This window comes from Arthrobacter sp. Sr24 (genome assembly GCF_054511175.1).
In genome coordinates, this window is the sequence record NZ_JBTNDB010000062.1 from 1 (window position 1) to 1,076 (window position 1,076).

Here is a 1,076-nt window from a genome sequence, read left to right on the forward strand (position 1 = left end):
ACTTGCTGGCCCGGGTTCAGATCACCGAGGCGGAGCTTCGCGGGGATTTTCTTGTGGGCTTTCTCCGCGGCGATTAACGCGTTTTCGGCTTCCCATAAGGGTGCCATGGCCTGGTTGTGCATGGTACTGGTGACTGTTACGGAAAGTTCCTTGGAGCCAACTGCCGGGGTTTTCAGCGCCATCAGGTTTGTATCGGCGGTGGCAGCAGCCTCTGCATGGGTGTTCCGGGCGGCCACGACTTTTTGATACGCCTTAGCCTTGGCCGGGTTGGGCACTATACGATCCTCATCGTCATCGGTGCTGGCGTAGGAATCGTGGGAGTCCAGGTCAAAATGCATACGGGCGTAGCGGAATTGATTTTCTTGGCGCCACCTATTCCCCATTCGATACACGGCTTCACCGGCTGGAAGGTCACGATCGGTGGTGAGGATGTGGATTTGCCGGGTGCCACCACCGGTAGCGCTCACGATCCGGCTGATCTGGCGGATACTGAAGACTTCCCCCGTTTTCTTCGTGGTGTTCAAGGGCAAGTCAACGACCGTGTCAGCCACCGACCAAGTCCTGCCTTCCCCGTGCTCATCGGTGTAAGAGACCTCGGTGAACAACTTTTCTTCAATGTCTTGGGTTGTGCCTTTGCGCCACGTCAACACATCAAAGCTGTTAGTATCCATGTGTTTAAACAGTGCTGGTGACCAGCCGCCGCGATCAAAGCCAACCAGTACTCGCCGGTCATCCCCTATAGCTGTGCGTAGCTCTGGCAGGAGGTCGCGCAGCTCCGCGGCCAGGGAAGCACCGGGTTTGGCCATGACGAGGAACACGGGTGCGCCGTGAGCGTCGGTGACCCAGGTTTCCTCGGTCGCCGGGACCGGGAACTTCAACCTTGTGGAGTAGAGCTTGCCGATCTTCTTCGTGCCCTGGTAAGCGCGCACGTGCCCGTCAACATAGAGGATCGCGGCCAGGTCCTCACCACCAGGACCAGTGCCGGCTAGATGGTTTTTTGCCATGGCGGCAATCAACTCACCAGCTTTGCTCCTTTGGGCAAGTTGGTTGATCTTGCGGCGGATGGTCTTTACTTC

General features: G+C 57.8%; 1 protein-coding gene. It reads right to left on the minus strand.

Going from position 1 to position 1,076, the window contains the following annotated elements; translation table 11 throughout:
• The coding region (locus ACX80D_RS17755; protein WP_459324183.1) for a putative transposase at window positions 1-1,016 on the minus strand (1,016 nt) is incomplete at its 3' end.
• Window positions 1,017-1,076: the final 60 nt, after the last annotated feature.